Annotated in this window: 28 protein-coding genes; 14 read left to right on the forward strand and 14 right to left on the reverse strand. The window is 62.7% G+C overall.

Going from position 1 to position 22,476, the window contains the following annotated elements:
- The first annotated feature begins 61 nt into the window (after positions 1 to 61).
- The 6 genes from MF134_RS19750 to MF134_RS19775 all read left to right on the forward strand — a co-directional run bounded on the left by MF134_RS19750 (position 62) and on the right by MF134_RS19775 (position 5,013).
- Positions 62 to 1,345 (forward strand): ATP-grasp domain-containing protein, encoded by a 1,284-nt coding sequence (locus MF134_RS19750; RefSeq protein ID WP_060576939.1) that lies wholly within the window; start codon positions 62 to 64, stop codon positions 1,343 to 1,345.
- Positions 1,346 to 1,376: 31 nt separating this feature from the next.
- Complete coding sequence (locus tag MF134_RS19755) at positions 1,377 to 1,763, forward strand: DUF302 domain-containing protein (RefSeq protein WP_009209186.1); 387 nt, start codon at positions 1,377 to 1,379, stop codon at positions 1,761 to 1,763.
- Complete coding sequence (locus MF134_RS19760; RefSeq protein ID WP_024351538.1) at positions 1,763 to 2,284, forward strand: hypothetical protein; 522 nt, start codon at positions 1,763 to 1,765, stop codon at positions 2,282 to 2,284. The genes MF134_RS19755 and MF134_RS19760 overlap by 1 nt, the downstream gene beginning before the upstream one ends.
- 196 nt (positions 2,285 to 2,480) lie before the next feature.
- Positions 2,481 to 3,788 carry an APC family permease gene (locus tag MF134_RS19765; RefSeq protein ID WP_024351539.1) on the forward strand — a complete coding sequence of 436 codons (1,308 nt, stop codon included), beginning with the start codon at positions 2,481 to 2,483 and terminating at the stop codon, positions 3,786 to 3,788.
- A 199-nt stretch (positions 3,789 to 3,987) separates the two neighbouring features.
- Positions 3,988 to 4,758, forward strand: a complete 771-nt coding sequence (locus MF134_RS19770; RefSeq protein WP_009209183.1) for a MauE/DoxX family redox-associated membrane protein — start codon at positions 3,988 to 3,990, stop codon at positions 4,756 to 4,758.
- A 132-nt stretch (positions 4,759 to 4,890) separates the two neighbouring features.
- Positions 4,891 to 5,013: a hypothetical protein gene (locus tag MF134_RS19775; protein ID WP_255341181.1), complete on the forward strand. Its 123-nt coding sequence runs from the start codon at positions 4,891 to 4,893 to the stop codon at positions 5,011 to 5,013.
- An 11-nt stretch (positions 5,014 to 5,024) separates the two neighbouring features.
- Here MF134_RS19775 and MF134_RS19780 read toward each other — a convergent pair whose 3' ends face one another.
- The 9 genes from MF134_RS19780 to MF134_RS19820 all read right to left on the reverse strand — a co-directional run bounded on the left by MF134_RS19780 (position 5,025) and on the right by MF134_RS19820 (position 12,339).
- Complete coding sequence (locus MF134_RS19780) at positions 5,025 to 5,438, reverse strand: c-type cytochrome (RefSeq protein ID WP_009209182.1); 414 nt, start codon at positions 5,436 to 5,438, stop codon at positions 5,025 to 5,027.
- Positions 5,439 to 5,448: 10 nt separating this feature from the next.
- Positions 5,449 to 6,165: a multicopper oxidase domain-containing protein gene (locus MF134_RS19785; protein WP_009209181.1), complete on the reverse strand. Its 717-nt coding sequence runs from the start codon at positions 6,163 to 6,165 to the stop codon at positions 5,449 to 5,451.
- A gap of 88 nt (positions 6,166 to 6,253) precedes the next feature.
- Positions 6,254 to 7,564 (reverse strand): adenylate/guanylate cyclase domain-containing protein, encoded by a 1,311-nt coding sequence (locus MF134_RS19790; RefSeq protein ID WP_009209180.1) that lies wholly within the window; start codon positions 7,562 to 7,564, stop codon positions 6,254 to 6,256.
- A gap of 63 nt (positions 7,565 to 7,627) precedes the next feature.
- A complete protein-coding gene (locus tag MF134_RS19795) occupies positions 7,628 to 8,077 on the reverse strand; it encodes a DUF305 domain-containing protein (protein WP_009209179.1) in 450 nt (149 codons plus the stop codon).
- Between the two features lie 75 nt (positions 8,078 to 8,152).
- Positions 8,153 to 8,434 carry a copper-binding protein gene (locus MF134_RS19800; protein ID WP_024352283.1) on the reverse strand — a complete coding sequence of 94 codons (282 nt, stop codon included), beginning with the start codon at positions 8,432 to 8,434 and terminating at the stop codon, positions 8,153 to 8,155.
- A gap of 86 nt (positions 8,435 to 8,520) precedes the next feature.
- The gene (locus MF134_RS19805; RefSeq protein WP_009209178.1) at positions 8,521 to 8,910 is read right to left on the reverse strand and encodes a hypothetical protein; all 390 of its coding nucleotides are present in this window, start codon (positions 8,908 to 8,910) and stop codon (positions 8,521 to 8,523) included.
- Positions 8,911 to 8,941: 31 nt separating this feature from the next.
- Complete coding sequence (locus tag MF134_RS19810) at positions 8,942 to 9,430, reverse strand: cupredoxin domain-containing protein (protein WP_009209177.1); 489 nt, start codon at positions 9,428 to 9,430, stop codon at positions 8,942 to 8,944.
- A gap of 45 nt (positions 9,431 to 9,475) precedes the next feature.
- On the reverse strand, positions 9,476 to 10,867 hold the full coding sequence (locus MF134_RS19815; protein WP_009209176.1) for a multicopper oxidase family protein: 1,392 nt from the start codon (positions 10,865 to 10,867) through the stop codon (positions 9,476 to 9,478).
- A gap of 17 nt (positions 10,868 to 10,884) precedes the next feature.
- Positions 10,885 to 12,339, reverse strand: coding sequence for a TolC family protein (locus tag MF134_RS19820; protein ID WP_009209175.1), 1,455 nt, complete (start codon positions 12,337 to 12,339; stop codon positions 10,885 to 10,887).
- Between the two features lie 1,250 nt (positions 12,340 to 13,589).
- On the opposite strand from MF134_RS19820, the gene MF134_RS19825 reads away from it, so the two are divergent.
- Positions 13,590 to 14,273 carry a hypothetical protein gene (locus MF134_RS19825; protein ID WP_035695289.1) on the forward strand — a complete coding sequence of 228 codons (684 nt, stop codon included), beginning with the start codon at positions 13,590 to 13,592 and terminating at the stop codon, positions 14,271 to 14,273.
- Positions 14,274 to 14,317: 44 nt separating this feature from the next.
- Here the strand turns inward: MF134_RS19825 and MF134_RS19830 are convergent, their stop codons facing one another.
- From MF134_RS19830 to MF134_RS19850, 5 genes are all read right to left on the reverse strand, one after another.
- Entirely contained in the window at positions 14,318 to 15,664 is a 1,347-nt protein-coding gene (locus MF134_RS19830; RefSeq protein WP_009209172.1) for a dihydrolipoyl dehydrogenase family protein, read from the reverse strand.
- Between the two features lie 253 nt (positions 15,665 to 15,917).
- Complete coding sequence (locus MF134_RS19835) at positions 15,918 to 16,319, reverse strand: hypothetical protein (protein ID WP_024352281.1); 402 nt, start codon at positions 16,317 to 16,319, stop codon at positions 15,918 to 15,920.
- Between the two features lie 49 nt (positions 16,320 to 16,368).
- On the reverse strand, positions 16,369 to 17,910 hold the full coding sequence (gene merA, locus MF134_RS19840; protein WP_009209170.1) for a mercury(II) reductase: 1,542 nt from the start codon (positions 17,908 to 17,910) through the stop codon (positions 16,369 to 16,371).
- A 146-nt stretch (positions 17,911 to 18,056) separates the two neighbouring features.
- Positions 18,057 to 18,389, reverse strand: coding sequence for a heavy-metal-associated domain-containing protein (locus MF134_RS19845; RefSeq protein ID WP_024352279.1), 333 nt, complete (start codon positions 18,387 to 18,389; stop codon positions 18,057 to 18,059).
- 15 nt (positions 18,390 to 18,404) lie between these two features.
- Entirely contained in the window at positions 18,405 to 18,797 is a 393-nt protein-coding gene (locus MF134_RS19850) for a mercuric transporter MerT family protein (RefSeq protein ID WP_148233769.1), read from the reverse strand.
- Between the two features lie 76 nt (positions 18,798 to 18,873).
- On the opposite strand from MF134_RS19850, the gene MF134_RS19855 reads away from it, so the two are divergent.
- The 7 genes from MF134_RS19855 (at position 18,874) to MF134_RS19885 (ending at position 22,259) form a co-directional block, all read left to right on the forward strand.
- Positions 18,874 to 19,290, forward strand: coding sequence for a MerR family transcriptional regulator (locus tag MF134_RS19855; protein ID WP_009209168.1), 417 nt, complete (start codon positions 18,874 to 18,876; stop codon positions 19,288 to 19,290).
- 440 nt (positions 19,291 to 19,730) lie between these two features.
- Entirely contained in the window at positions 19,731 to 19,952 is a 222-nt protein-coding gene (locus tag MF134_RS19860; protein ID WP_024352278.1) for a hypothetical protein, read from the forward strand.
- Positions 19,949 to 20,506 carry a hypothetical protein gene (locus MF134_RS19865; RefSeq protein WP_009209166.1) on the forward strand — a complete coding sequence of 186 codons (558 nt, stop codon included), beginning with the start codon at positions 19,949 to 19,951 and terminating at the stop codon, positions 20,504 to 20,506. The genes MF134_RS19860 and MF134_RS19865 overlap by 4 nt, the downstream gene beginning before the upstream one ends.
- The gene (locus MF134_RS19870; RefSeq protein ID WP_009209165.1) at positions 20,503 to 21,123 is read left to right on the forward strand and encodes a hypothetical protein; all 621 of its coding nucleotides are present in this window, start codon (positions 20,503 to 20,505) and stop codon (positions 21,121 to 21,123) included. The genes MF134_RS19865 and MF134_RS19870 overlap by 4 nt, the downstream gene beginning before the upstream one ends.
- Before the next feature lie 10 nt (positions 21,124 to 21,133).
- Positions 21,134 to 21,334, forward strand: a complete 201-nt coding sequence (locus MF134_RS19875; protein WP_024352277.1) for a hypothetical protein — start codon at positions 21,134 to 21,136, stop codon at positions 21,332 to 21,334.
- Entirely contained in the window at positions 21,318 to 22,073 is a 756-nt protein-coding gene (gene qatD / locus MF134_RS19880) for a Qat anti-phage system TatD family nuclease QatD (RefSeq protein ID WP_009209164.1), read from the forward strand. The genes MF134_RS19875 and qatD overlap by 17 nt, the downstream gene beginning before the upstream one ends.
- Positions 22,074 to 22,085: 12 nt before the next feature.
- Complete coding sequence (locus MF134_RS19885; protein WP_154653363.1) at positions 22,086 to 22,259, forward strand: hypothetical protein; 174 nt, start codon at positions 22,086 to 22,088, stop codon at positions 22,257 to 22,259.
- Positions 22,260 to 22,476: the final 217 nt, after the last annotated feature.

A 22,476-nucleotide genomic window follows, 5' to 3' on the forward strand; every position in this document is an offset into this window, starting at 1 on the left:
TCCAGGCTTCCCTCAAGCTCAAAGCGCGTCGGTTTCCGACGCAGTCATGGTGTGGCGAGCAATGAGCAATTCAAACTTGACGTCCTCTGATCCGACGCGTGTCCTCTCGGATCGGCTCAACCAGAACTGCTTCTGCGTCACGCTCGACCGTCGATCGCTGTGCGAGGCACTAGAGCAAGAAGCTGGCGATCCGGAATTCTGCGAAAGGTTCATCCGCCCTAAGGCTCACTTGTTCTCGAACGTGCCGGTATTCCTTTCTGCCAGCCAGGTAGCCGAGATGCAGAAGGTGGTCGCAGCTATCGAGCAGACGGCCCGGCTCACAGCGTACAAGGCCGCGGTTTTCTCTTGGGCCCCCAAAATCTCGCGGGAGGATCACGGCCCGGCTGGCGCCCTGATGGGCTACGACTTCCATCTTGGTGAAGACGGCCCCCGACTTATCGAGATTAATACCAACGCCGGTGGGGCATTCCTCAACGCTCTTCTTGCAAGAGCGCAGCGCACTTGCTGTGCGGAAATGGACCTACCAATTAAGCCGCACGCCTTTGAGGATGCGGCGTTTCGCATGTTCCAAAACGAATGGATGCGCCAGCGGGGAAACGGTGCAATACGTCGGATTGCTATCGTCGACGACAGGCCGGAGGAACAGTATCTTTATCCTGAGTTCGTGCTGGCGAGGCAAGCCTTGGCCGCTCGCGGCGTGGACGCAGTCATCGCGGACGCCAGCCAGCTTCGCGTTGAGGCCGGTCGGCTCAGCCTCGAGGGAAAGCCGATCGACCTTGTTTACAACCGGGTCACCGATTTTGCGTTCGATCGGCCAGAACACAAAGCGTTACGAGACGCCTACCGAGACGGCGCCGTGGTCGTCACGCCGAATTCCTACAACCACGCGCTGCTCGCCGACAAACGGAACCTTTCGATCCTCTCAGATCCGGCATTGATCGAGTCCTGGGGCTTGGAACCGAAACTTCTGGCGCAGCTCCGCTCTGTTCCGCGCACTGTCCTTGTCACTCCCGAAAATGCCGAGGACCTTTGGAAGTCGCGGAAGGCCCTGTTTTTCAAGCCGACGGGCGGACACGGTGGAAAGGCAGTGTATCGCGGCGACAAGGTGACGAAAGGCGTCTGGGCAGAGATCAAGGGGGGTGGCTACGTTGCCCAGACCCTGGTCAGGCCGAGCGAGCGCATGATCAGGATCGATGACGCATTCCAGCCGCGCAAGATGGACATCAGGCTCTATACCTATGATGGACAGGTGCTTCTGGTTGCTGCGCGCCTCTATCAAGGACAAACCACGAATTTCAGAACACCTGGAGGCGGGTTTGCTCCAGTATTTGTGGTTCGATCATGACGGCATTTCGGGAAGATCAAAGGAACTGAGGATGACCTATACAATTAATCGAACGATTGCTGGCTGGGGTATCGATGACATTGCCGCCCGAACGCGCAAGGCGTTAGCGAACCATGGCTTCGGCATACTGACCGAAATTGACGTCAAGGCGACGATGAAGAAAAAGCTCGATGTCGAGATGTCGGCGTATCGCATCCTCGGCGCCTGTAATCCGAAGATGGCGCATCAGGCGATCGGAATCGAGCCACGGGTAGGCGCGATGCTGCCCTGCAATGTCATCCTGCGCGAAGTCGAGGGCGGCGTGGAAATCAGTGCGATCGACCCGGTGGCGTCTATGCAGGCGATCGAAAACGCCGAACTGACAGCCGTGGCGGGTGAGGTGCGGGACCTTCTGGCGAAAGCCGTCGACGCGATTTGATGGGATATACCAATGAGACGAACGCGCGCGCCTTTTCCGAAGACCGCGCACGCCCTGCTGGCCTGTGGGAGGCGCCCGAACTTCCCGTCGCCTACTTCTCGTTCGTCCTGCATTTCGTCTGGGAGTTCGTTCAGGTTCCGACCTATACCGGCATGGCCGAGATGCCTCACTGGGAGGCGATCAAGCTTTGCATGTCGGCAACTTTTGGCGATGTCGGGTTCGCGCTGACTGCATTTTGGGCTGCCTGTCTGGCGGCACGTAGCCGTGACTGGCTCCTTCGGCCAACCCGCTTTCCGGCCGGACTCTTTGTCGCTGTCGGTATCGTCCTGACCGTAGGGTTCGAGTACTACTATACCAACATCAGCTTACGCTGGTCCTATTCGGAACTGATGCCGCTCGTACCGCCGTTAGGCACTGGTCTGAGTCCGCTCCTCCAATGGGTCGTCGTTCCGCTGCTCGTGATCTGGCTGACCCGCCGCCATCTCCTCGGCGCGCAGGCCATACGCGAGGCCAATGCATGAAGGGTCGACTGCCCAATGCCCGCTGCGGTCTCTGGCCACGGCCGCAGTGGCCGGAAGTTTCAGCGAGTTTTGCCGGTGCGGTCTTCGACGGTGAGAAAATCAGCGACGGCAGACATTGGGCACTTCTCGCATAGGGCTCGTAAGGGATTGCGGCTTTTCCAGAGGGCAACGCGACCAAAGCCTGAAAGAGGAATTGATGACGAGCGAATACCAGAAGAACAGCATCACCCTGTCGGGGGCTGTGGCCATGGGCACCGGTGTGATGATTGGGGCCGGTATCTTTGCGCTGACGGGCCAGATTGCCGAACTCGCCGGTCCGCTCTTCCCGCTCTCGTTCGTTGTCGGTGCGATCGTGACCGCGTTCAGCGCCTACACTTACATCAAGATGTCGAATGCGTTTCCGTCTGCGGGCGGCGTCGCCATGATCCTGAAGAAAGCTTACGGGCCGACGACGGTCGCGGCAGGCGCCTCTCTGCTGATGGCGCTGTCAATGGTTATCAGCGAAAGTCTTGTCGCGCGCACCTTCGGCACATATTCCCTTCAGGCCTTCGGAGGCGATCCGGATAGTGTTCTCGTGCCGATCCTCGGCGTAGGGCTGATTGTATTCGCCTTTCTTCTGAATGCCTCGGGCACGCGGTCGGTTGGGATGTTCTCCATCGTCATGGCGGTGCTCAAGGTGGGCGGGATCGCGCTGTTCGGAGTTGCGGGACTCTGGGCGAGCGGCATCACCTTCGAGGCCACCGGCGGCGAGATGGGCGCGGGCGGTTTCATCGCCTCGGTCGCGCTGTCGATACTCGCCTTTAAGGGCTTCACTACCATCACGAACAGCGGCGCCGAGATCACCGACCCGCATCGCAATGTTGGCCGGGCCATCGTCTGGTCGATCGCGATCTGCATCGTCGTCTATCTCCTGGTCGCCTTTGCGGTCAGCTCCAGCCTTTCGCTCGACCGCATCGTGGCAGCAAAGGACTACGCGCTGGCCGAAGCTGCCCAGCCCGCCCTTGGTCAGACCGGCTTCTACCTGACCGCGGCACTCGCGTTGATCGCGACAGCATCGGGTCTGATCGCGAGCGTTTTCGCGGTCTCGCGGATGCTGGCGATGCTGACCAACATGAAAATGATCCCGCACAGTCATTTCGGAATGTCGGGCACAATCAAGGACCACACGCTCATCTACACAGTCGTGATCGCTGGCTTTCTCACAGTATTCTTCGACCTCAGCCGGATCGCCTCGCTTGGCGCCTTCTTTTACCTGGTGATGGACATCATCATTCACTGGGGCGTGTTCCGGCACTTACGCCAAGAGATCGGCGCGCATGGCTGGATGCTGCTGACGGCCATCGCGCTCGATGCCGGGGTACTGGCTGCATTCACCGGGATGAAGTGGCAGTCAGATCCGATGATCGTCGTGATCGGCATTGTCGGCATGGCATTGGTGTTCCTATTTGTGGGAATTTTCTTGGCACGAGGCCAAGTTAGCAGAGGCGGCCACGAGCATAGTTGAAAACGGCTCAGCCATTAACTCCTTCTGCTGTCTTTTCTCAACCCGACCATTCTATACTCATCGGACAGTTGTTGGAGACCGATACTCATATCAGTTCTGGGTTGACCGTCCCAGCTACAGGACCCCTCATTCGATCCAGAGAGCAACGGTTTGCGACGAGCGTGATTGTCGTTGCGCTCCCCATAGACAGGAGGTTCTCATGAGTGCGGTACTGCCATCATCCCCAGAAAAGAAGGCCGTCCTCTACCGGATGGTCATGGAGGAGCATGTCTGTCCCTACGGGCTGAAGTCGAAGGACCTTCTCGAGCGCGAAGGGTTCGCGGTCGACGACAACTGGCTGACGACCCGCGACGAGACCGACGCCTTCAAGGCAAAGCATGGCGTCGAGACGACGCCGCAGACCTTCATCGGCGGCGATCGCGTCGGCGGCTACACCGATCTGCGCGAACATTTCGGCAAGTCGGTCCAGTCTAAGGACGAGACCACCTACCAGCCGGTGATCGCCATCTTCTCGGTTGCCTTCCTGATGGCGCTGGCGGTCTCCTTTGCCGCCTATGAGACGATCTTCACCGTGCGGGCGATCGAGTGGTTCTTCGCCATCTCCATGTGCCTGCTCGGCATTCAGAAGCTGCAGGACGTCGAGAGCTTCTCGACCATGTTCCTGAACTACGACCTTCTGGCGAAGCGATGGGTGCGCTACGGCAAGATCTACCCGTTCGGCGAGACGCTGGCCGGCGTGCTGATGATTGCCGGCACCCTCACCTGGCTGTCGGCGCCGATCGCGCTGGTCATCGGGACGATCGGCGCCGTGTCGGTCTTCTATGCGGTCTATGTGCAGAAGCGCGAACTCAAATGCGCCTGCGTCGGCGGCGGCTCGAACGTGCCGCTGGGCTTCGTGTCGCTGACCGAGAACCTTGTCATGATCGGCATGGGTCTGTGGATGCCCCTTCGCATGATCGGGGGAGGCTGAAGCCTCCTCGTTCCAACCATGTGCCAACACTGCGGACCGGGATCGGGGACGCTCCTCGTCTTCGACAAGAACTCCGCCGTTGGCTTTCAAGACTACCCGACGGAAAAGCCACCTTCAGCAGGGAGAACAACGATGATGGGCGAACACTCTGGCGATATGGGATGGATGCCTTTTGGCATGGGACTCTGGGGCATTTTCGTCCTTGTAGTCTTCGTGCTGGTGATCGCGGCGCTGGTGAAATACCTGCGACGGTGATCGTGGCGGGTTCAGAAGATGCCGTTGGCCTTCTGGACCTCGCGAATATAGGCGACGATGTCGACGACTTGGCGCTCACTCACGCCCTCAACCGGCGGCATGTTTCCGAAGCCCCAGTGGTGGGCACGGGCGCCTTGCGTCGCCGCGATCAGGAATGCCTGATCGCCATGGTGGCTCGGCTCGTAGATCCGATGGATCAGCGGCGGCCCCTGTTCGGTGCCGCCGGCGTTATCCCCGTGGCAGGCAGCACAGTTCGCGGCGAAGAGTTCCTGTCCACGCTCCGCCCGGACGGAGAGCTGTGGGACTGTCACGGCCACGATATGCTCGTCGGATGCCGGTCCTCCGGACGGGGTCCACCAGAGAAGGAACGCGCCGATTGCGAGCGCGCCGGCGATGGCTGAGATGGTCGCTTTCGATGCCGTCATCGGCGTCTCCTCATGTCACTTCGAACCAGGTCATCATTCCGCCGGCGGCATGCTCCAGCATGTGGCAATGGCGCACCCGGACCCACTCGTTCGGCCGGACCGCGATCTTTGAGCCCAGGCGTCCATTAACCGTCGGCGTGTTGCCGATGCGGCCGCCATGTGCCCACTCCATCATCTGGCCGAAGCCGTCTGCGATGGAGCCGTCCTGGACGAGACGCCAGTCGTCGAGGACCAGAACGAGGTCGCGGTCGGCACCCCGCCACGGCTCAGGCTCGTCGACGATCAGCGCCCCGTGAAGCCCGCGGGCATTCTGCTCCCAGGATCGATTGTGGGAGTGGTACCAGTAGGTCCCCGGATCCGGCGCGACGAAATCGTAGGAGAATTGCTCACCGGGCGCGATCGCCGCCTGCGTGAGGCCAGGCACGCCATCCATCGCGTTGTCGATCCGGATGCCGTGCCAGTGCACGCTGGTCGGCTGATCGAGGCCGTTCTCGACATCGACGGCCAGACGTTCGCCTGCACGCACCCGCACCACCGGCCCTGGCGCGGTACCGTTGAATGCCCAGACAGGCGTGGGGCCTGCGAATGTCTCGGGCACGATCTGCGCCTGGCCTACGGCAGCGACGAGAAGGTGCTGTGTGGCGGCGGATGCCCTCGATATTCCAGTCGTTGCAAGCATCGCGCTCGATCCGAGCAGGAAGCTCCGGCGACTGATCGAACATGTCATCGTGCTGGCCCTCCCCAGCCGCAGAAGCCTTCATCGCGCGCCGGTGCGACCGTCTGGCTCGGATTGATTGCCGCAGCGGCGGCAGATGTCATGAAACCTTTCCCCTGCCCGCCATTTCAGGCACTGCGGGACGTGCTCGACTAGATGGAAGGTAGACGACATCCGACATTCCAGTCCGACCAGGGATCCTTGCACGGGACTTCACGGTCCAGCGTTCGTCCAACCGGTGCTCATGCAACCGCTCGGCCATGGCTCGCGACATCACGATATCCGCGTCGAGGCTTCGACACATCGCCTGAAGCCGGCTCGCAAGGTTTACGGCGTCGCCGAGTACAGTGCATTCGTTATGAGCCCCGGCGGCGATCACGCCTCCGATGACGCTCCCGTGATGCAGACCTATACCAAAAGACAGCGCAGCTTCACCGGAGCCGACACGTCGGTCACTCCACGCGTCAAGCTGCTGAATCAACTGCTGGGAACAGTCGAATGCATTCGCGGTGTCCTGCTGGCTGGATGCGGGAAAGCCAAATACGACCATGACCCCATCGCCGATGAACTTGTCGATGGTGCCACCGTATTCAGAGACCATCGCGACGACGCGGTACCTGAAGTCCGATAGCAGTGATGCGACCTCCTCAAGGGGCATCTTCTCTGCGAGGCTGGTGAACCCGCGGATATCCAGGAACATGACGGCCGCCTCGTGGCGTCCCAGGCCAACGCCCAACCCTTTCGAAGCGAGGAGTTCGGCTGTCCCTGGAGAAAAGAAGCGAGCGAGGTTGGCACGTTCACTCGACTTCGACAGAGTTGATCTCACCAAGCGTTTGATGTCCACGACCAGCATGATCTGGATGGCCGCAACAGCGGCGAATGCCAGAAGCCGAACACTCGCCGCCTGAAGATCTTCCTGCGCGAGGCCCAATCGGTAGGGGTCAGCGAAGAGTGACATCGCCCCAGTTACGATGGACCCGAGCGACACGATCGCTGCGAAGAAGAGGACGGGTCCGACACGCATTCGCATGCTGGCATGCGCCAGGAGGACGAACGCGATGGCGAGACTTGGCGTGGCCAGCGCATCGGAGACCGAGATTCCCGGGATGAACATGTGCTCTGCCGCGAGGTAGACGACAAGCACCGCGTCGATGAACACGTAAACCCAGTTGAAACTCGCTCGGAACGCGCCTGTCGCGACGAGAAGCACTGCGGTGAAGGACGTGCCGGTGTAAGCGGCGAGCAGTATCAGATGGATCCCATGGCTTTCGATGTCCGGTTCCAAAGCCACCGAAATCGCAAAGACCGCCAATGCGAAGAACCGCCAGATGACGGTCCGCATCTCATTGCGGGATTCCACCCGGATGATCGTCCGATCAAGTTCCTCCCCTGCAAAGTCAACTACTGCCATCGGTGTGAATTGCGCTCCGCCGCAAACGATTCCCGTTTTCGATCTTGAAGGTCACTCAGCGAATCAGTCCTGGCCCTCGAGATCGGCAATCAGAGCCTTCATCTCGCCGATCTCCCGGCGCTGCGCCTCGATGATCTCGTCGGCGAGCTTGCGGACGCGCGGATCGGAGATGTTGGCACGCTCGCTGGTCAGTATGGCGATCGAATGATGCGGGATCATCGCCTTCATCCAGGCGACGTCCGCGATCGTGTCCTGGCTGCGCACGAGATAGAGCGAGCCGGCGAAGGCGATGATTGCAGCGGCGAAGATCGCGACATTGGCCGTTCGGTTTCGGTACATGCCGAGCATGAAGGCAAGCATGATGACGGCCATTGTCGCCCCCATGACGATCGCCATCCATGCCCGGGTTTCGCTGAAGAGGATGTGATCGAGGCTGTAGGTGTTCAGATACATCAGTCCGAACATCACGATGGTGGAGGTCGCGATCATCGCGCCGAAGGTCGAGTATTTCATGAGGCGGGTCTCTGGATGGTGGGACTTGGGACGTGGTCCCGCTGGGCGGTTGGCGCCGCCCGGCGGGAATGTTGCTTATTTCATCTCAACGACGGTCAACTTGCCGCGAACTCGTTCCGCAACGAACTCGATCGCCTGACCTTCCTTTGCCGTTTCCAGCATCGCGGGATCGGCGACGACGAACACCATCGTCATTGCCGGCATGTCGAGATTGACCAGTTCCTCATGCCTGATCGTCAGCTTCTTGGCCTTGGCGTCGACCTTCTGCACGGTTCCTTTGGTGAATTCAGCGGCTATCGAAGGACTCGCCACAGAGAACGAAAGGAACGCGAATGTCGCGATTTTGGTCAATTTCATCGTATTTTTCCTTCATAAGATTTGATTTGTTTGGTCGCGAGTGTCGCTAGCCAGACGCTCTTCCATCTGGCCAACGATAACCAGCATTACAGCAGGCCATACTCGGATCCGGGAACGAGGAAGTTCCAGCCGAGAGGGGTCGGGGCAGTTGCCTTCCCGGTCGCGAAACTCCCAGACTGCACCTGATCTCTTCTGGTCTCCTCCAGCTTCTCAATCCCATATTCAGAGCCGGGAATGATGTTGTGGTTGCTTACGCCTGCATCTGGAACGCTGTAGCCGAACGTCTGAGGCGGATGACTAAATATGGTATGATCCACCGAATTTGCCGGGATATGCCCTCCTCCTTTCGCTATCGCAAGGCGTTCGGCAGTCTCATGACTTTCGATTCCAGCTTCCGATCCGGGCACTAGCCCGCCGGCGAAGGCAGATGAGGTGATCAGCGTGCTCGCAATAGCCGCGATGATAATCTTTTTCATTTGTTACATTCCTCGTATTCAGTGTTTGAGATTACTTGGCGGCCACGTCTAGCGGACCGTGCATGCCGGATTCGTAGTGGCCGGGGATCAGACAGGCGAACTCGAAGCTGCCGTCATTCGTGAAGGTCCAGGCGATCTGGCCACTCTCGCCGGGCTCCAGACGCACGGAGTTCGGATCGGCGTGCTCCATCTCCGGGAACTTCTCCATGAGCGCCTTGTGCTCCTGGATCGCCTCCTGCCCGTCCATGACGAACTCGTGCTCAAGCTCGCCATCGTTGCGGATGTCGAGAAGCACGGTCTCGCCCCGCTTGACCGCGATCGATGATGGCTCGAACAGCATCTCGCCGTCGTCGGTCTCCAGCATCCGCACGGCGATGGTCCGCTCCGCTTGCGCGGGCTCCGCCGGCTTGCCGAGCATCATCTCGTCGTGGTGCCCGCCCGAATGGCTCCCGGCCGCCAAGGCGGCGGCAGGAGCCAGTGGCAACATGGCGGCGAGCAGCAGCGTCGTAAGTTTGCGCATGAATGGTCCTCTTTGGTTGTGGTTGATGTCCCTTGCGTCCCGGCCTCAATGGCCGGAATGATCGCCGCCGGCCGGCATGACGCGTCTGGCGGATGGCGTGTGGGGTAGTGCGGCACCGTCGGCGCTGCCTGCCGGCGCGACAGGCGCTTCAGGGAGCGATCCGGTCCATTCGTAGGCCACCGTTCCGGCGGGAAATTCGTAATCGCCCGGATCGGCGTAATCGTCGGCCGCAAGCCCGTCCCGAACCTTCATCACGGTGAACATGCCGCCCATCTCGAGGGCGCCGAACTGCCCCCAGCCGGCCATCATCGGGATCGTGTTGTCTGGCAACGGCATCGCCATCTCGGCCATTTCGGCCATCCCGGTTTCGCCCATCGGCATGTAGTCCGGTTGGATCTGGCGTATCTTCGCCGCAATCCTGGCCTTGTCGGCATTCATCGGCGTCGGGATATCGTGTCCCATCGCGTTCATCGTGTGGTGCGACTTGTGGCAGTGCAGGGCCCAGTCGCCCGGATAGACCGCGTCGAACTCGTAGGCCCGCATTGCCCCCACGGGAATGTCGATCGAGACCTCCGGCCAGCGTGCCTCGGGCCTCACCCATCCTCCGTCCGTGCAGGTCACCTCGAAGTCGTAACCGTGCATGTGGATCGGATGATTGGTCATCGTTAGGTTTCCGACCCGCACCCGCACCCGGTCGCCGGTGGCCGCGACGAGAGGTGCGACATCCGGGAAAACCCGGGCATTGATCGCCCACAGATTGAAATCGGTCATCTCCATGACCTTCGGCAAATACGCACCGGGATCGATGTCGTAGGCCGACAGCATGAAAACGAAGTCGCGATCGACCGGCATGAAGGTTGGATCCTTCGGATGGATGATGAACATGCCCATCATCCCCATGGCCATCTGGACCATCTCGTCGCCATGCGGATGGTACATGAAGGTCCCGCTCTTCACGGCGTCGAACTCGTAGACGAACGTCTTGCCCGGCGGGATTCCCGGCTGGGTCAGTCCGGTCACGCCGTCCATGCCGCAGGGCAGGATCACGCCGTGCCAGTGAACGGTCGTGTGCTCCCTCAATCTGTTCGATACGAAGATCCGCACCCGGTCGCCTTCGACGCATTCGATGGTCGGTCCCGGCGCCTGGCCGTTGTAGCCCCACAGATAGGCGGTCATGCCCTCGCCCATCTCCCGCTCCACCGGTTCGGCAACGAGGTGGAACTCCTTGACGCCGTTGTTCATGCGAAAGGGCAGCGACCAGCCGTTCAGCGTGACCACGGGATTGTAGTCCGGCCCGGCCGTCGGCATCACCGGCGGCTGCGTGGCCGCCGTTTCCATGATCGGCGCTTCCGGAAGCCCCATGGCCGACGTCTTCGACCAGGCAGCGACACCTGCAAGAGCCGCTCCGGCCCCGATGAATTGTCGTCTCGAAACCATCGTTCGGATCCTTTCGATCAATCGTCGCCGGAGGCGGACGCCATCTCGGCGTCACCAGCGGCTTCGGGCGCATCTTCGCCACCGCCGTAGACGGCCGCGGTGAGAGCGGCGTCGGCGAGGTGGAATTCGCGCTTTGCGTTGAGGGAGAGCAGGATCGCGTCGAGCTTCGCCCGCGTATCGGCGAGGAGATCGAAGGTGCTCGTGATCATCCCGTTGTAGGTGAGAAGAGCTTCCTTCTCGACCGTCGTCCGCAATGGCACGACGCGAGAACGGTAGTGTCGGGCGATCTCGCTGCGGCCGCGATAGGCCTTGTAGGCAGCGCGTGCCTGCGACCGGATATCGACGGCTTTGGCTGCCAACTGGTTGGCGGCCTTCAGGTACTGGAATTCCGCCTTTCGAAGCCGGGCCTGCCCGCTGTCGAAGATCGGGATTTCGAGCCCAACTTCGATGACACCCGAAACAACGTTATTCGTTTCTTCAGTTCCGTCCTCCTGCTCTTCGACTTCCTTCTCCACTTCCAGGCCGGCAGCCAGTTCCAGGTCCGACACGTATCGCGTGGCCTCGGTCAGGCCGTAGGACCGCGCCAGCGCCTCGAGTTCGAGACGCGCGACCTGAAGGTCGACCCGGTTGCGAAGAGCCTCCGCCTCGATCGCCTTGAAGGCCTTCAGCTTGCCGGGCAGTGCGGGCAATGCGTTCGGAACCTCGAAATCGAGATTCTTCCCCCATACGCCCATCACCCGGAAGAGCTTTTCCTTCGCCAGTTGCGCGGCCAATCGCGCTTCGGCTGTCCGCCCGGTCAGCTCGGCATAGAAGGCCTGTTCGCGGGCCTGCTCGACCTTCGGCATCGCTCCGGTCCGGCCCAGTTCGCTGGCCAGTTCCGCGGCAGCGTCCGCGGCGACCTTCGCACGGTTCAGATAGGCGACCGTCTCCCAGGCCGCGACAGCCTCGATCCAAGCCTCACGCGTTCTGGCCGCAAGCGCCAGCGTTGCATCGACGGCCCGCAATTGCGCTTGGAGGACCCGGACCTCGGCGACGTCGAGGCGCCGTTCCCGGGTCATCATCCGGATGATGTTGGCGGCGATCAGCCCCTCGATCGTCCGTCCGACGCCAATCCCGCTGTAGGAGAGCGAAAGCCTCGGATTGACGGCGAGCCCTTCCTGCCAGAGTTCGGCAACCGACAATCCGACCTCTGCATAGTCCGCCTGCAACGCCTTGTTGCTGAGAAGGGCGACCTGCACGGCCGCGTCGGCGCCGATATATTTTGCCGCGAGCAGGTTCCGGACCCGCTCGTTGGCCGCCGCAGCCTGCGCCTGATCCTGGACCCAGACCGTCTGCTTTCCCAGACGGCGTCCGGCGTCTGCCGACACGACACTGAAGCCGAGATCCGGCTCGAATGTCTCCGAAGCCGCGACGCAGCCGGACATGATCAGCGGCAGGAGAAGGACGCTGCTCACCTTGAACAGCGGCCTCATAGTGCCGGCTCCCGGCCGGCAACGGGCGCCATATCTACGCCCGTACCGCGAAAGCCTGCCGGCTCGCGGACAATGCGATGGGTATAGGCACCGACGACGGAAGCTTGGCCAAGTGTTCCGCCGGGAATGCTCGGGTCCTCAGGCGACGGGAATACGGTTGTTTCGGGCAGACCCCGAGCAGCGTCCGCACAGCCCGCCAGAAGCAGGCCGGGCAGGATGCCGGCAATGATGGAGAATCTCATTGTTGAACCTGAACGCCATACCGTTCGCCGCGAGATGCGCCTCGCGGAACCGGTCATGGAGGAAGAGGATCAGGCTTCGCCGTGGGCGAATTCCTGACGTCCACGCTTCTTGCGACCAAGGAATGGCCGGAAGACGCAATAAGGCTGAGAAAAGCCCTGGACGATCAGATTCGAGGAGGACGCTCGGTGGTGGGTCCGGACTGTCCGGTCAGATCCGCCGAGAGGAGCGGGTAGGACAGACTGCGGCTGACCGGCACGGCGTCGGTCGGCCCGACGGCCTGCGGGACGGCCGTAACGCAGTGCGTCGCACAGTCACTTCCGCCGACAGCCTTGTGGTCATGAGCCTTGGACGGAGCATGGTCGCCATCGCGCACATGCTCCCTCATCCCACTGACATCCAATTGAGCGGACATCGACAAGGCAGGAGGCTGCGTGGACATTGTGGGGATATCCGCCCCAACCGATCCGACTGACGCAAACAGCATGCTCAGCACAACCGCAAAAGCGGTCAGCAGCCGAGCTGGCATCCAAGCATGGGATCGGTGCAACGTCATTGAGGTATCGATATCATGATCTCAGAGAGACGTCCATACTCGAGTCCGGTATCCTGGTTTGATGCGACGTACCCGGAAGGCATGGCGGCAATGAAATCGGAAAATTTTTCCGATGGGCGCACCGTCCACTCAAGAAAGGCGTCACCTTGCTCTTGGATGCAAACGGATCAGCGTTCTCGCTCGTCACGCTACCCTCGAGCTGCCGGCCAAGACACTTCGGGATGCGCGAGCGCGCGGCGGAGATGCCAAAGGAAGCGGGCCTTCTCAATCTCATCCCCAGAATACGGACCGGAAAACTCAAGAAAGTCGTCCTCTCACGCTCCGCTTCCTAGACGCCACCCTACTTAGGCCTTAGTCAGCCACTAGGGGTTTGCTCCTCACCCATATTTTCACAGCAAGTCGTGAATGCTCAGGCCGGAGTGGCTGAACAACGACGCGTTTGGGATCGACCGACATGGCAAAGTTTCTTGCGAAATTCACTGCGATCGCAATCTTGATCGCGGCCTTTGCCGGTTGCTCATCAACTTCTTCGAATTCGAACATGACGGTCGGTGCTCCTGCCACGAGCTTCGCCGGGACCGATCAGCAGGTTCGGTTCACACCCTGGTCGGGGCAAAGCGCCGTTGGCCAGTTGGCGAAGCCCTATTTCATCTCTTTCCGTGCCCGTAATGCTGAAAGCTACGGCCATTCGTTCGTCGCCTTCGGCGAACTCGATTCGCGCGGTAACGTCCCCTACGACAATGGGGGAGTCCTCATCTCGAACATGACCGAGATCGCCGGTCTTCACCCCGCAGGCGGCAACGCTGTCTATACCATGGGCCATATCGCCCCGGTCCCATCCGAGACCGGCTTCTCGGACGGCGACACCGAGATTAGATATCTTCAGAACGAGATGACCATTGCACTCACACCGGAAGAGTATCAGCGTATCCTTGGCCGGATCCGGCAGCTTCAGGGCAACAGCCCGCTCTGGCACGCCGTCGCCTATAACTGCTCGACTTTCACGAACAAGATCGCTGACTTTATGGGCATGGAAACGGTCAACCACTTGCTCTTCCCGCGTAATTACATTGCGGCGCTGAAGGACGCCAATTCCGGCGTCGAGACGCTTAGCGGGAGTGTTGATACCTTAGGGTGAACTTTCCCGCCGGATAGGCCGCGACAGCCCCGCCCCCTCGACGTCTATAGCATGGATCCAATATCGGACGCCCCGCTGGGATAGGCGAACATGGTCGACTTGAGCTTCTCGGCCGTGATCCCGTGGCGGATCGCAAGTGCGAAGATATTGATGACCTCATCGGCATGCGGACCGACCAAGTGCGCCCCGAGGACGAGGTCGGTCTCTTTGTCCACCAGCACCTTGAAGCCGTAGATCTTCTCCGCCGCCTGACGCGCCGTGAACCACCCCTCAGCGCGGGCGCTCTTCATCCCGAACTTCATGCCCTTATCCCGCGCTTCGGCCTCGGTGAGCCCCACAGCGGCGATCGGCGGAATCGTGAAGGCGACGCTCGGCACGCCGTCGTAGTTTGGCCTCTGCTTGTTGCCTTCGAGCAGATTGGCGGCAGCGACCTTGGCGTCATGGCTCGAAACAGGGGTGAGCGGCGGTCCCATCTGAGCGGCGTCGCCGGCGGCGTAGACCGTCGGATTGGATACGCTTTGAAGGTGCGCGTTCAGGACGAGCCGCCCGTTCTCGTGCTTGATCCCGGCGGCGGCGAGATCGAGGTCGGTGAGAGCCGGCTTGCGCCCGGCGGCGTGCACGACGAGATCGGCCTCTACGGTCAGTTCGCCGTCAAGGTCCATCGCCGAAACTCGATAGCCTTCTCCGGATTTCTCGATCGCGGTCACCTCTGCATCTGTCCGAACGTCGATGCCAAGGTCGCGAAACTTGTCCATCAGCCAGCCGACGAGGTCCGGATCGAAGTGCTTCAGCATGCGCTCGCCATGCTGGAAGATCGTCACCTTGGCGCCGGCGCGGGCGGCGATGTGGGAGAACTCCGCAGCGATGTAGCCGCCGCCGACGAGCACGATCCGCTTGGGCAGCCTCTCGAGCTCCAGAAAACCCTCGTTGTCGATGAGGTGCTCCTCGCCCGGGATTCCGAGCCGCAGCGGCTCCGCACCGGCAGCGATCAGGACGTGTCGCGCTTCGACCGGCGTGCCTCCGATGTCGAGCGTGTTCGGTCCGGTAAACCGCGCCCGTCCGTGAAAGGTGTCGATGCCCTTCTCTTCGTAACGCTGCTCGTGCTTGTCCGGAATCGGAACGGTGAAGCTGCGCTTGAAGGCGAGGAGACCTGGCCACTCGAGATGGGTATCTCCTTCCACGCCATGGCCCTGCATGCGCCAGGCGTGGTCGGCCGCATCGGTGCCGCCGATCATCATCTTCTTGGGGTCGCAGCCTCTCAAGGCACAGGTGCCGCCGAAGGAGCGGAAATCCGCCACCGCCACGCTCCACCCCGCCGCGCGCACACGCATCGCGGCAACCATCGCTGCCGTCCCGGTGCCGATAATCAGAAGATCGTAGCTGATAGCCATGGTTCATTCCTTTCCTTGAAGTTGGCGGACGCGCCGCCGCGAGGCTGTCCAGCCGAACGGAGCGCCGATGTCGCAGAGGACGTCGGCTCCGCCCAGCGTCGGGAGCGGCATTCCTGGGCGACTATCCGTCATCCGATCGCCGTCTCGATGAGCGTCCCAGAGTTCTCCGGCTTCGGGACGTCGGTCTGAACCGGCCCGGCGCAGCCGCCATTCTCCCGGAATCTCGGGAACGATTTGCTCGGCCGACTCCTCGTCAGAGCGGAAATTGACAATGGCCGATGCCACCGCCGCGGCGAAAGTCCATGCGAGGCCGTCGCCAATCCCGGAGCTCGCGCCCCCTTTCCGGCGGGCTGAGACCGAGAGCGTCGGTCATTGACCCCTGCAGGATGACGGACATTCTCACGCCGCCGGCGGCAACCGCTCCGAGCGAGTCCATCCCGGCCGTCCGGCGCATCACGCAGTAGACCGGTCCCCTGCCAACGCTGGAGGTGTAGTGGAGGGCCATGCCTGCGGCTATCGTCTCCGGTTCGTCGACATCGAGACCTGCGTAGTCGGCGAATATCTCGGCCCGGAAGGGCGGGTCCGGTCGGACACGCTGCTCCCTCTGTTCCGTATCGTCGGGCGAGACCGCCCAGGGCGCGTGCTGGGCGGTCATGAGGCATTGCATTTCGCTGCGTCGCAAACGTCTTGGGCGGCGCGATGTTTCAACCGGCGCAACAGGATAGCTTAGCCACATCCTTGCCGAATCCCTGTGCGGCGAGCTTCAGGCCCTCCACTGTGGTGAGATATGGGAAGATGGTTTCACCGAGCGCCCGCGTCGTCATGCCGACCTGCAACGCCATCGAAAGTGTCTGGATGCTGTCGGCGCCCTCGGGCGCGAGGATCTGGCCACCGAGCAGCCGGTCGGTCCTGGCGTCGGCCACGAGCTTGATCAGCCCGCGCGTATCTCTGGCGACCAGTGCCCGCGGCACCTGATCAAGCGGGACGACCGAGGTCTTTGGGTCACATCCCGCGGCGCGTGCACCGGCCTCGGTCAGCCCTACGCCCGCCACCTGAGGATCCGTGAACACGACCCAAGGCATGGCTCCATTGTCGTAGACCAGGCTGTCGCCGTTCAGCGCATTCTTCGCCGCAAGTTTCGCGCCGTAGGCCGCCATGTAGACGAACTGGTCGCGCCCGGTGACGTCGCCCGCGGCATAGACGCCGGGCCGGGTGGTCCGCATGCGGTTGTCGACGACGACCGCGCCGCGCCAGTCGAGCTCGACGCCGGCATCCGTAAGGTTCAGGATTTCCACGTTGGGACGCCGGCCTGTGGTCGCCAGAACGCGGGCGGCGCTCAGTGTCACTTCCCTGCCTTCGGAGAGCACGGTGAGCACGGCCCCTTCGTCGTGACGCGCGATGCGACGGTAGAAGACTCCGGTCCGGACCGTTACGCCCTCGTCCCTAAGATAGGCCGTCAGCGCCTCCGAAACCTCGGGCTCGGCTTCGGGCAGGAGACGGGACCGCGTCACGAGCGTCACCGCAGTTCCCAGACGCGCGAACATCTGCGCGAGTTCGCAGCCTATGTAACCGCCGCCGATGACGAGGAGCGAGGCAGGCTGCTCGGTCAGTTCCAGCGCCGTTGTGCTGGTCAGGACCGGCACGTCCCTGATGCCGGCGATGTCCGGGATCACCGGCGATGCCCCGGTTGCGATGATGACTTTTCCCGCACTGAGCGGCGCACCATCGACCAGGAGGGCGTCGCCCTCGAAGCGCACCTGGCCTTCGATGTAGTCCACGGCTTCGTAGTCCGGCAGCAGGTCCGCGTACTTTTTCTGCCGCAAGCTTGCAACGAGATCGTCCTTCGCTGCGATGAGCGACGGCCAGTCGGTTACCCGAACTCCGCACGTGAGCCCCAGGAACCGTTCAGCAGCACTGGCGCCGTGCAGCGCTTCCGCCGCTCGGATCATTGTCTTGGACGGCACGCAGCCGACATTCACGCAGGTGCCGCCGATCGTTCCGTGGCCGATGAGGGCAACCCGCGCGCCGAGGTCCGCGGCGGTGATGGCGGCGGAAAATCCGGCCGAACCCGCGCCGACCACCGCGAGATCGTAGCTGCCCTGGCGGGGCATTGAGCAGCATGCATCCATGTCATCGTCCTTCGGTATTCGATCGAGTGGGGGCGTGCAGCAATCTGCCGCCCGGCGCTGAAGCCAAAGACCGTAGGCGATCAGCCCCAGCGCGACGAAAAGCACCGGCAAGAGCACATAGTCGAGCCAACCGAGCCAGGCCGACAGGCCGACAGGCCGACTGCGCCAACGCCAATGACGAGGATTGGGGTGAAGCAGCAGATCGCGGCGACCACGGCGCCAACGATGCCGGACCTGGTGATGGTGCGATCCTTCATCGCACGTCAGCTTTGCGCCGCTGCCGGATACCCGGCGTTCGTCGAGGCGGCGCGGATCCCCGCGGTATTGGAAATCGCGGGGTCGAAGACGACGGTGGCGGTTTTCGCCTCGAAATCGATCTTGACGGAGCGCACGCCCTCGACGGCCTCCATGGCCAGACGGACAGTTATCGGACAGGTCGCGCAGGTCATGTTCTCCACGTCGAACACCACGGTCTTGAGTTCGGCTTGCGCGGATGCCGTCTGACCGGCGGCTGGCAAACTCTGAATCGCCAGGATCGCCGGCGCCCCCAATAGGACGGCTGCGGCTGCGGCGGTGGAAGCGAAATAGGATTTCATGAAAAGCCTCCTTGCTCAGTAAAGAAGCGGCGCCCACCAGTCGATCGTGATCGCGACGAGCACTAGGACAGTGGCGGACCAGAGAGCTGTCCTGGTAAGAAGTGCTGATCGCGACCGGGCGCAGACGGAGCCGGGCTCGCAGATCGTGTTCGGCTGGAAGTAGACCTGCCGGAACCCGAGGCCGATGAAGAGGAGCGCGATAGCTGCGAACAAGGGCTTCAGGGGCTCGAGCGCAGTCAGATTGCCGATCCATGCGCCCGAGACGCCGAGCGAGAGAAGGGCCAGCGGCCCAATGCAGCAGCTTGACGCGAAGACCGCCCCAGTGACACCTCCGGCCGCGAACCAGTCCTTCCGGCGGCTTCCGACTTCCTCCGCGGGATGCCAACGTTCCCGGTTCGTGATGCTCATCATCTTCGCCTTTCGATCCTCCGCTCGATCTTCTATAAGGTCTGTAGCAACTACAGGCTCAAGAGGGTTTTTCGCGATGAGCGATCACGCGTCCGGGAGGGGTCTGCGGCGCGCTGAGCTGGCGCGACGAACCGGCTGCAATCTCGAAACCGTCCGCTATTATGAGAAGATCGGTATGATGCCCGATCCGCCGCGCACGGCGGCAGGCTACCGGGTCTACGGCTCGGATCATGTCTCGCGGCTGAAATTCATCCTGCGCGCCAGAGAGCTTGGGTTCTCGATCGAGGAGATTCGGGGGCTTCTCGACCTCGTTGACGGCGGCGACCAGACTTGTGCGGAGATCAAGGAGCGTACCGAACGCCACCTTTCGAACGTGCGGACGAAGATTGCAGACCTCAGACGGATTGAGATAGTGCTTGCGGCGGCGGCGGCCCGATGTTCGGGAGGTGATGTGCCGGACTGCGCGGTTCTGGAAACGCTCGAAGGCTCATGACTGCGCTAAGTTCGTCCTGCTGCGTTCACCCCGCAGCGTTTCACCGCCACGGGTAGGCGCCTCTCCCGGGATCGAGCGTGACCGTCGCATCTGGCCTGATGAGGATTTCGTCCTTGACAGGACGCATCCGTGCGACGCCGTCCTCCACCGGCTACTCGTGGCTCGCGAACCTGCCCGCGACGGTAGCCGATCTGCTCAACTTCCATCGCTGCTGCTGACGGACGAGTACCCCGCCCGACCCTCGCCGTTGGCAGTGTCGGGCGGGATGACGGATGGTCGATCGTGAGACCTCCAGCTTTGAACTCATGCGCCGCGGCGAGGCCGACAAAGCCGAGGCTGATGGCCGCCGCAGTAGCGATATGCATCAACCTCATTTGGGATACCGCGCATAAATCGAGCGGTTCATCGTCGGGACGATCGACAACCGACTGAAGAACGCGGTGGCCAATGGGATCGTGCTCCTTCCCGACAGCATCGAGGACGCGGCGTCGGCCGAGGCCGACGTCCGGGACTTCGTCGACGGCGCGGTGAGGTCCGCGATGGCGGGGGTCGGCCGACTGATGTCCGGTGCCGGCGTCCGTTCGGCGATCGAACGGATCTATACAATGGCCATGGGCGTACTCGAAGGCTACGCCGACGGTCCAGAGAGAGGCGACGCATGACCAAGCATATCATCTTCGGACGCTTGGGGCCCGCCGACGCCTTCCGGCCGCCGCGCGCCGTGGACACGGTCGCGACCACTCTCGACCTCCTCGACGCCGCGGGAAGCCTGCGTTTCGGTGTGGACCGCGCCCTGAAGCACCTCGCTGGCTGGCACCTGACTCCCACTGCGGTCGGCATCGACCTGATCACGTTGGCGGCCCACGTCCATGCCGCGGACACGCGGCTGAACCGGGTGCAGGCCTCACAGGACGGGTGGATGCGTGAGATCAGCATCGTCGTTCCCGTCTCCGACGTCGCCGTCTGGGATCGGGCGACCGCCCCCCTAGAGCGCATGCTCCGGTTCCTGACCGGCGACCTGTGGGCGGTCCGCTTCCGCCCCTGCCTCGCTCCGGCCGCCCGCCTCTGTCGCGTCAGCCGAGATCGCGGACACGACATCCGTTCACGGGGGTCTCCCTGTTCTCCGGCGGTCTCGACAGTCTCATCGGGGCAGTCGACGAACTTCACGAGGGGGGGGTTCCCCTTTTCGTCAGCCACGGCGGCGAAGGCGGCGTGAGCGCGCCCCAAGGCAGGCTGTTCCGCGAGCTCGCGGCCCGTCAGGCAGATCACGCGCGTCCGGTCCGGCTCCGCCTGGCCATGACCATCCCGAGCAACCTCGTCGCCGGAATCGGAGGCGAGAACTCCACCCGCGGGCGGTCCTTCCTGTTTTTCGCGGCCGCGGCGTTCGCCGGGTCGGCGTTCGCCCGACCGTTCGACCTCCGGGTTCCGGAGAACGGCCTGATCTTCCTGAACGTGCCGCTCGACGTCACGCGGGTGGGAAGCAACAGCACGCGGACGACGCATCCGTTCTACATCCACCGCTGGAACGAGCTGCTCGCGACCGTCGGCATCCGGGGCCGCGTCGTGAACCCCTACTGGGACCGCACCAAGGGTGAGATGGTCGACGGATGCGCGAACCCGGCCGCCCTCGAGGCGCTGGCGCCGCTGGTCGCTGTCCTGCGCGCACCCGTCGACGAGGCGCTGGTATGCGGGCGACCACGCCCATTGCGGCTACTGCCTCCCCTGCATTATCCGTCGCGCCTCGCTCCTGCGGACGCCGTGGGACGGCAGGGACGAAACCGGGTATGCACTCGACGACCTCACCTCCGAGGTCCTCGATACGACCAAAGCTAAGGGACGGCAGGTGCGAGGTTTCCAATACGCGATCGCCCGCCTTCGGGAGAGGCCGGAACTGCCCGAGACATGGGTCTACAAGCCGGGCCCGCTGCTGGAGGACGCCGCCATCGTGCCAGACCTCGTCGGCGTCTACCGACGCGGCATGGCGGAAGTCGCCGAGGTCCTCGAAGACGTCGAGGCGAGGCCGCTTGATGGTCGCGATGGCTGAGGCCCTGGTCGACTTCCACTGCCACCTCGACCTCTTCCCGGACTTCGAGGAGCTCGTGCGCGAGTGCGACGCGGCGGGGCTCTACACCCTCGCCGTGACGACGACGCCTCGCGCTTGGCGGCGCAACCACAATCTCGCTTCGGCGACCCGACACGTCAGGGCGGCACTCGGCCTGCACCCGCAGCTTGTCGCGGACCACGGGGACGAGATCGCCCTGTTCGAGGCGCTGCTTCCCGAGACACGGTACGTCGGAGAGGTCGGCCTCGACGCCGGACCTGCCCACTTCCGTTCCCTGGAGCGCCAGCGCGAGGTGTTCCGACGCGTCCTAGTGGCGTGCGCGTCTGCCGGTGACAAGGTGCTCTCGGTCCACAGTGTCCGCGCGGCCACGCTGGTTCTGGACATGGTGGAGGCGCACCTACCCCGGGGACGGTCGAACGTCGTCCTGCACTGGTTCTCCGGCAGCAAGGCCGAAGCGCGGCGAGCCGTCGACCTTGGATGCTGGTTCTCGATCAACGCGGCGATGATGCAGTCCGACCGGATGTCGGCCATCGTCAGGACCGTGGTCCCGATCGACCGGATCCTGACGGAGACAGACGGTCCGTTCGCGCGAGAGGGAGACGACGCTGCCCGGCCAGCCGATGTCGGCAGGGCCACCTCAATGCTGGCGTCGTCATTCGGCATTCCCGAGGGCGAGATGGCAAAACGGATCCGCACGAACCTCGCCGCCCTCGTGAGCTGAGAGAACGAGGGCTTGTGTCGTAGTTCACAGATCCTCAATCTGGCCCTCTGGTTCGGCCTGCACGTGCTGTTCCGGGAGGTCTACCAGGTTCGGGTCGGACCGCTCACGCTCGACGTCCCGAGCCTGGCAAGCATCGACCCCGTCGCGCTCCTTCTCTTCTGCGGTGCGGCCATCGCCTTGTTCTGATTGCGCCTTGGTGCGGTGACAGTGCTTCTGGGTCCTGCCGTCGCCGGCGCGGGCTGGCAATCCATTCAGGGTATTCCGTGAAAGGCATCTGTTCGGCGAGCCGCTTGGCGACCGCTTCTTCGGCGGCCCGTATGTCGTCCACGGGGGCGGACAGGGAGATCCGGACCTCCTCGACATGCCGCCCGTTCTTCGGGTCGAGTCCCTCGGGGAGGCGGTG

The organism is Jiella marina, assembly GCF_024359545.1.
In the GTDB taxonomy this organism is placed as follows: Bacteria; Pseudomonadota; Alphaproteobacteria; order Rhizobiales; family Rhizobiaceae; genus Jiella.